The sequence below is a fragment of the Weizmannia acidilactici genome (assembly GCF_008974185.1).
Classification (GTDB): domain Bacteria; phylum Bacillota; class Bacilli; order Bacillales; family Bacillaceae_C; genus Weizmannia; species Weizmannia acidilactici.
Map to the genome: position 1 here is coordinate 24,948 of NZ_BKZP01000038.1, position 6,482 is coordinate 31,429.

The window sequence follows — 6,482 nt, forward strand, 5'->3', positions numbered from 1 at the left end:
TAAATTTAGAAAATTTGATCATAAAGCGGAATGGTTGTGATATAGTTAAATCATCATACATAAAAAGCTAAGGAGAGAAGAACATGATCGCAGGAGAATATAAACAAATGCTCGGGCAGAAATCGGTCATCAGGGAAATTGCAGAATACGGTGCGGTAAGAGCAAAAGAAATCGGTTCTGAAAATGTGTTTGACTACAGCCTCGGCAATCCCTCTGTTCCAGTGCCGCAGGCGTTTACCGACAAACTCGTTGAACTGGCGCAAAGCCCAAACCCTGCGGCCGTTCACGGATATAGCCCAAGCCTTGGGATTGATTCGGTACGCGAAAAAATTGCGGCTTCATTAGAAAGACGTTTTGGGATTGCCTACAGGAGAGAACATATTTTTATGACAACCGGTGCTGCCGGCGCAATTGCCCATGCTTTAAGGGCCGTCACCGTGCCGGGAGACGAAGTGCTTACCTTTGCGCCGTATTTTCCGGAATATGTGCCGTACGTGAATAAAACGGGCGCCGTGTTAAGAGTTGTCCCTGCCGATACGGAAAATTTTCAAATCAATTTTTCGGAATTTAAAAAAATGCTGACGGCAAAAACATCGGCCGTTTTGATCAATACGCCGAATAATCCGTCGGGTGCGGTATACTCCGAAGATACAATCAGGAAACTGGCAGAGATTTTACAGGAAAAAGAGCGGGAATTCGGGCATGAAATTTATCTCATTTCTGATGAACCGTACAGGGAAATTGTTTTTCAAGGCGTGAACGCTCCGTATGTTGCGAAATATCATCCGAATTCGATTACCTGTTATTCTTTCAGCAAGTCGTTATCGCTTCCGGGTGAGCGGATCGGCTATATTGCCGTCAACCCGGCATGCCCGGACGCGGAGCTGATTGTCAACATGTGCGGCCAGATTTCAAGGGGGATCGGACATAATTGCCCGCCATCTATCATCCAGCTTGCCGTCGCTGAAGTCGTGGATATGACGGCGGATTTATCCGTTTACGAGACAAATATGAATATTTTATATGACGCCTTAACGGATATGGGTTTTTCTGTTGTGAAGCCGGGTGGCACGTTTTACATGTTCCCGAAAGCGTTGGAGAAAGACGCCGTGGCATTTTGTAAAAAGGCTTTGGATTACGATTTGCTGCTTGTCCCATCAGACACTTTCGGCTGTCCGGGCTATTTCCGGATCGCCTACTGCATCCCGACGGAAAAAGTACAGCGGTCGTTGGAGGCGTTCCGGAAGTTGGCGGATGCATATAAATAAGGAGTGGAAAAAGGGGCTGTTCAGGTTTGGGGCAGTCCTTTTTCTTCTAAACTTTATAGAGGAGCTGAAGGCTAAAAGTTTGATTCGATTTTCAATCGGATCTGGCGAAAATAAAGGTCATCCATTTCCTTTTCACGGGACACAGTTGTGAGGATCTGCAGGCTGTTATTGGCCCGCGGCGTTTTGACATATGATAGCTCTTCAGCGATCTGGAGCCTTTTTTCTTGTCGCATCAAGAAAGGGTCGGATCCTCGTTCAGGACCCGGGACACAGTCACGGGGGTTACACCCTCCAGCTCGGCAACATTGCGAATACTGGCCATCGTCTAGCGTTCATTACTGGTTTTGATTACTCAGGCGTTGGCAATCCATCTCGAATAAGCGGAAAATTTGCATTATCGGTCCGGAATTGTATAATGGCAATTGTCAAATATGTGACTGGTGGAATTTTTGCTATGTTCATACTTTCACAATGGAGCTGATCTTTTATGCGGGAATCGATTTCAAAAGAAAATATTAGGGAAAGAGTGCGCGACATTGTGTTGAATGATCTCGACGAGGATCCTTCCCAGATACGGGATGACAGCCTGTTTGTGGACGACCTCGGCGCGGATTGGATTGACTTGACTGAAATGGCCGTGGAATTTTCGGATGAATTCGATCTCGATATACAGGAAGAAGATCTCAACAAGCTGGTTTCCATTGAAAAAACGGTGGATTATATTTATGAAAAGATGCAAAAAGGGCGTTGATTTTCCTGTGCTTGTGCTGCAACCTGTGGAGAAAAACAAGCTTCACGGGTTTTGTTTTGCAATAGGGCGGTTTTGTTAAATACTGTTAGCATGCGCCATTTGCAAATCGTCCGTTATCCATTATACTAATACAGGTATACAGAGCGAAACTTTACCATGGCTTGGCTGTGTTAATATACATGATTGATTGAAAGGAGAGATCGGATTGGCCATTATGCAAGGTGAAACTTTGGTGACGGAAATCCGCCAATTGGATCAAAAAGGTTCCGGGCTGGCCGTTGTCTGGCGCGAGAATGAGCTTGGAACCCCGAAAAAGTTAAAATTGACTATTCCGCGGACACTTCCGGGCGAAAAAGTGCGCGTGGCGGTGGACCGGCCGGAAAAAAGGCGGACAAAAGCAATCCCGGAAGAAATTTTGGAAGCCCATCCGGAAAGAATTTTGCCGCCATGCCCGCATTTTGAGCGTTGCGGCGGATGCGTTTGGCAGCACTGGGCATACGAGGGGCAGCTAAAACAGAAAACCGCCCATGTGAAAGAAGCAATTGCCGCGCAGGGCTTTGACCCGGCGCTTGTCCGTGATACGATCAGAATGGACGAGCCATGGCATTACCGCAATAAAATGGAATTTACATTTGCGCCGGACGGTTCGCTCGGACTCCATGAGCAGGGTAACTTCCGGAAAATCATCCCGCTTGAAACCTGCCTGATCGCCGGCAAAGAAATGGTGGAGGGCGCAATGGAAGTGGCCGCCTGGGTGAAAGAGCGGGGCTTAAAAGGCTACGACAAAGATAAGCACGAAGGATTGCTGCGCCATTTGATGGTGCGCCAGTCATTTGCGACAGGCGAAATGATGCTTGCCCTGTTTGCGACGGAAGCGCCGGATGGGGATCTGGAAGAAGCGGCCCGTGATTTATCGGAGCGGATCGGCCGCAAGTTCCCGCAGGTGAAAAGTTTGCTATGGCTTGAAAACACGCAGTGGGCCGACCGCACGCAGGCGGAAAAAACGCATGTCCTGTCCGGCCGCGATTTTATTTACGATGAAATGAGTGGCTACGGCTACCGGCTCTGGTTTGACACGTTCTTCCAAACAAATCCGGTTCAAGCCCAGAAACTCGTAGATCTTGCGATTGAAATGGGTCAGCCGAAGAAAACGGAAAAAATGATCGACCTGTTCTGCGGCGTCGGCACCTTCTCATTGCCGTTTGCCGACCGGGTCGGGGAACTCGCCGGGATTGAAATTGTAGAGACATCGATCGAGTCCGCAAAGCGGAATGCCAAAGACAACGGCATTTCGAATACGTACTTTCTCGCCAAAGATGCGCGCAAAGGCATCGATGAGGTTTTGGAAAGCTTCGGCAAACCGGAACTGCTGCTCCTCGACCCGCCGCGCTCCGGAGCCGGCGGCAAAGTGATGCGGAAAATCGGTCGCGCCAGACCCCAGCGGATCGTCTACGTTTCCTGCAACCCGGACACATTTGCAACGGATATAAAGGAACTCGAACCGTTCGGCTACAAGCTCACCGCCGTGCAGCCGGTGGATCTGTTCCCGCACACGACACACGTTGAGTGCGTTTCGCAGATAGTTTTAAAATGAAAAAATGAGGCAAGATAAGGTTTCTTTCTTGCCTCTATTCAATTTTTGGTGTGGTAAACCGGTAATGAATTATTGGTGTACCGTCCTCTTTTACCTCGATTCGATTAATCAGTCGATGGAGAATATCCTCGGTTAATTCATCGAAATTTAGGAATTGAAGTAATTCCTTTTTGAGCTTTTCAATCGTTTCGATTACATCCTCGCTTTCCATCAATGAAAGAAGTTCATTTTTCTGTTCCATTAATTCAGTTAAATCCTTGTTCGTTGCTTCAATACTCTCTTGATATTCTTCATTGGTAATGATTCCGTCAGCTAACAGGTTGATGAATTTCCTTTTTCGATTTTTTAAAACATCCATCTGTTTGTTAATCTTATTGATTTTCTTTTGAGAATCCGATTTTGTACTTTTCGATTTTCTCTCCATCTTCTTTATATATTGCTCTTTGTCAATTTGATGAATTAAGGATTTTATGTCATTTAGAATTGTTTCTTTTAAAAAATCCTCTTTTATTGTGTGGGCGGTACAAGCTTTTTTTCCATGACGCGCATAAGCCCCACAAATGTATCCGTCTCGATTGCTTCGGAACCACATACCTGTACCACAATCGGCACAAAAGAGGACATTAGTAAAAAGATGTATCTTGGGTGCTGTAATATATTTTCTTCTCTGCTCTAATTGATTTTGGACAGCATCAAACGTTTCCCTAGATATAATTGGCTCATGTGCATTTTTGATAATAAATTGTTCTTCTTTAGGAACGTTTTTTCTTCTTTTACTTGTTACACTTACTGTCGTTGTTCTTCCTTGAACAAGATCCCCAACGTAATGGGGATTTGTTAAGATGCATCTAATGGTAGAATCATGCCACTTATCTCCTGCGTTTGCTTTTCCAGCTATTTGAGCAGGAGTAGGAATTCCCCCGTTATATAGCCGTCTTGCAATACTTTGTCGTCCGTTTCCTTCCAAATATTCTTTGAAAATTCGTTTAACAATCTTTGGTGTCTCATCATTACGGATATACAGTTTTCCATCTCTTACTTCATAACCATATGGAGGGTTTGATCCTTTAAAAAGTCCACTTTTTGCACGAGTTTTTAATGTCTCTTTCACACGATTACTCGTGTTTTGAGATTCTTGTTCATACATCCATGCGTAAAGGCCAAACATATGAGTGTTCCCTGTTAATGTATTGATCGCATTATCTAATGTAATAATGTGAATCCCTTGGTTTTCACATAAGTTTTTGATTTTATAGGATAACTCTCCATTGCGGGCAAGACGTGATAACTCTTTGGCAAGAATGATATCGAACTTCTTATCCTGAGCATCTTCAATAAGTTTTTGAAGTTCTTCTCTTTTTGCTGTCGTCCCGCTCTCAACGTCAATATAAAATTTGTAAATATCCCAACCTTTTTCCGCTATATAATTATAAAACAGTTCTTGCTGATATTTTAAGGAATCTTTTTGTTCTTCTTTATCGGTAGAAACACGAACATATACTGCACATCTCATTTTGAATCATACTCCTTCTCGTCTTTTTGAGATGTAGCAGTGTTTACCTTACTAGCATTATTGACGAGTTCTTCAATTTTATGATCAATAATTGAATTTATAACATCCATGAAAGTGAGCGAAGTATCTGCAAAAATTCGCTCAACGGTGTTTTCTGATCTATTCATGATTTATCGCTCTCCCTTTTATAATTTTTCAATATAAAAAAAATCCGCAGAATTACATAACCAACAATGTGAATGGTTACGTAACCTCTGCGGTTCTCGCTTTTTATTGGGTTACACTATTTATTTGACTTTGTACAAATATTCTTCAATGCGATGTTTATAGGTATTTCCCTTTCCATTGTAACTATTTCTTCTATACTCAAATAAGAAATTAGTTAGCTGTGAATGTTCTTCTGTTGAAAGTTTTGATGGATGATTCACTCTTATATAGAGAAATCCCTTTAGATTTCCTTGGTTGTTAATCATTTTTCTTCTCCTTTTCTTTATCCATAGAAATTTTTAACTAATCATTAGCATATGGTCATATAGCCTCTGCGGATTTCACCTTTTATAGTGTGATCGAATATTTTATTAACTGCGTGCTTGTTTTGAATGTTTATAACGAATTTAATTCTCCGACTTCACATCTATGTTTGCTTTCTTATATTTCTATCTATATGACTTTAACTTGTTGTTCGAATATATGCTGCACTTTGGATAGCAAATTCATCTCCTTCGTTATTTGTATTTTCCGTTTTGCATAAAGCATTGTATCTTCGTTTTTTCATATTTGAAGAGGAAAAAGGAATTTTTTTAAAAAATTTTAAGTTGATTTTTTGATTAACCGATTTGTTCTGAAACATTATACTTATCGATTCAATGTATTTTAATAGGATTTTAAAATTTTTTAAGATATTTTGGATTAATCAATCGGGTAAATAGTTATAGGTCTCCAAGATTATCCTTTTAATAAAAAGAGATAAATAGGTATAATGAAGATATATAAGATGCAGCAGGAGGAAGTTAAATGATTACAGGGGAAATTAAAAATAAAGTTGATAAAATATGGGAAACGTTTTGGACAGGAGGAATTACAAACCCGCTAACAGTAATCGAACAATTTACATATCTATTATTTATAAAAAGTTTGGATGAAGCGGAAACGATTAATGAGAAGGAAGCGGAAATTTTAGGCATTCCTTTTGAAGGGATCTTTCCAGAAGATAAACAACACTTGCGCTGGCATCGTTTTAAACAGCTAGGGTCACCGGAAGAAATGTATCGAGTTGTGTCAGATGAAGTGTTCCCTTTTATTAAAAACTTGCATGGCAAAGATGATTCGGCATATTCCAAATACATGAGCGATGCG

7 protein-coding genes are annotated in these 6,482 nt (G+C 41.9%); 4 read left to right on the forward strand and 3 right to left on the reverse strand.

Annotation, left to right across the window (positions count from 1 at the left end):
- Positions 1 to 83: 83 nt before the first annotated feature.
- The gene (locus BpJC4_RS13815) at positions 84 to 1,268 is read left to right on the forward strand and encodes a pyridoxal phosphate-dependent aminotransferase (protein ID WP_151698050.1); all 1,185 of its coding nucleotides are present in this window, start codon (positions 84 to 86) and stop codon (positions 1,266 to 1,268) included.
- Between the two features lie 232 nt (positions 1,269 to 1,500).
- On the opposite strand, the gene BpJC4_RS17185 is transcribed toward BpJC4_RS13815, so the two are convergent.
- Positions 1,501 to 1,590, reverse strand: coding sequence for a LacI family DNA-binding transcriptional regulator (locus tag BpJC4_RS17185; protein WP_151681496.1), 90 nt, complete (start codon positions 1,588 to 1,590; stop codon positions 1,501 to 1,503).
- 165 nt (positions 1,591 to 1,755) lie between these two features.
- Between BpJC4_RS17185 and BpJC4_RS13825 the strand changes: the two genes are divergently transcribed.
- Together BpJC4_RS13825 and rlmD are read left to right on the forward strand one after the other, a co-directional pair.
- Positions 1,756 to 2,019 (forward strand): acyl carrier protein, encoded by a 264-nt coding sequence (locus BpJC4_RS13825; protein WP_151681497.1) that lies wholly within the window; start codon positions 1,756 to 1,758, stop codon positions 2,017 to 2,019.
- 205 nt (positions 2,020 to 2,224) lie between these two features.
- On the forward strand, positions 2,225 to 3,613 hold the full coding sequence (gene rlmD / locus BpJC4_RS13830; RefSeq protein WP_151698051.1) for a 23S rRNA (uracil(1939)-C(5))-methyltransferase RlmD: 1,389 nt from the start codon (positions 2,225 to 2,227) through the stop codon (positions 3,611 to 3,613).
- A 34-nt stretch (positions 3,614 to 3,647) separates the two neighbouring features.
- On the opposite strand, the gene BpJC4_RS13835 is transcribed toward rlmD, so the two are convergent.
- Entirely contained in the window at positions 3,648 to 5,126 is a 1,479-nt protein-coding gene (locus BpJC4_RS13835) for a recombinase family protein (protein ID WP_151698052.1), read from the reverse strand.
- A complete protein-coding gene (locus tag BpJC4_RS16215; RefSeq protein WP_162835916.1) occupies positions 5,123 to 5,293 on the reverse strand; it encodes a hypothetical protein in 171 nt (56 codons plus the stop codon). The genes BpJC4_RS13835 and BpJC4_RS16215 overlap by 4 nt, the downstream gene beginning before the upstream one ends.
- An 847-nt stretch (positions 5,294 to 6,140) precedes the next feature.
- On the opposite strand from BpJC4_RS16215, the gene BpJC4_RS13840 reads away from it, so the two are divergent.
- The coding region (locus BpJC4_RS13840) for a type I restriction-modification system subunit M N-terminal domain-containing protein (protein WP_172968372.1) at positions 6,141 to 6,482 on the forward strand (342 nt) is incomplete at its 3' end.

What these genes read in the sequence shown, in the direction of transcription:
- BpJC4_RS13815 (WP_151698050.1), top strand. Translation starts at nt 84, where the DNA reads ATGATCGCAGGAGAATATAAACAAATGCTCGGGCAGAAATCGGTCATC.
- BpJC4_RS16215 (WP_162835916.1), bottom strand. Translation starts at nt 5,293, where the DNA reads ATGAATAGATCAGAAAACACCGTTGAGCGAATTTTTGCAGATACTTCG.
- BpJC4_RS17185 (WP_151681496.1), bottom strand. Translation starts at nt 1,590, where the DNA reads ATGGCCAGTATTCGCAATGTTGCCGAGCTGGAGGGTGTAACCCCCGTG.
- BpJC4_RS13835 (WP_151698052.1), bottom strand. Translation starts at nt 5,126, where the DNA reads ATGAGATGTGCAGTATATGTTCGTGTTTCTACCGATAAAGAAGAACAA.
- BpJC4_RS13825 (WP_151681497.1), top strand. Translation starts at nt 1,756, where the DNA reads ATGCGGGAATCGATTTCAAAAGAAAATATTAGGGAAAGAGTGCGCGAC.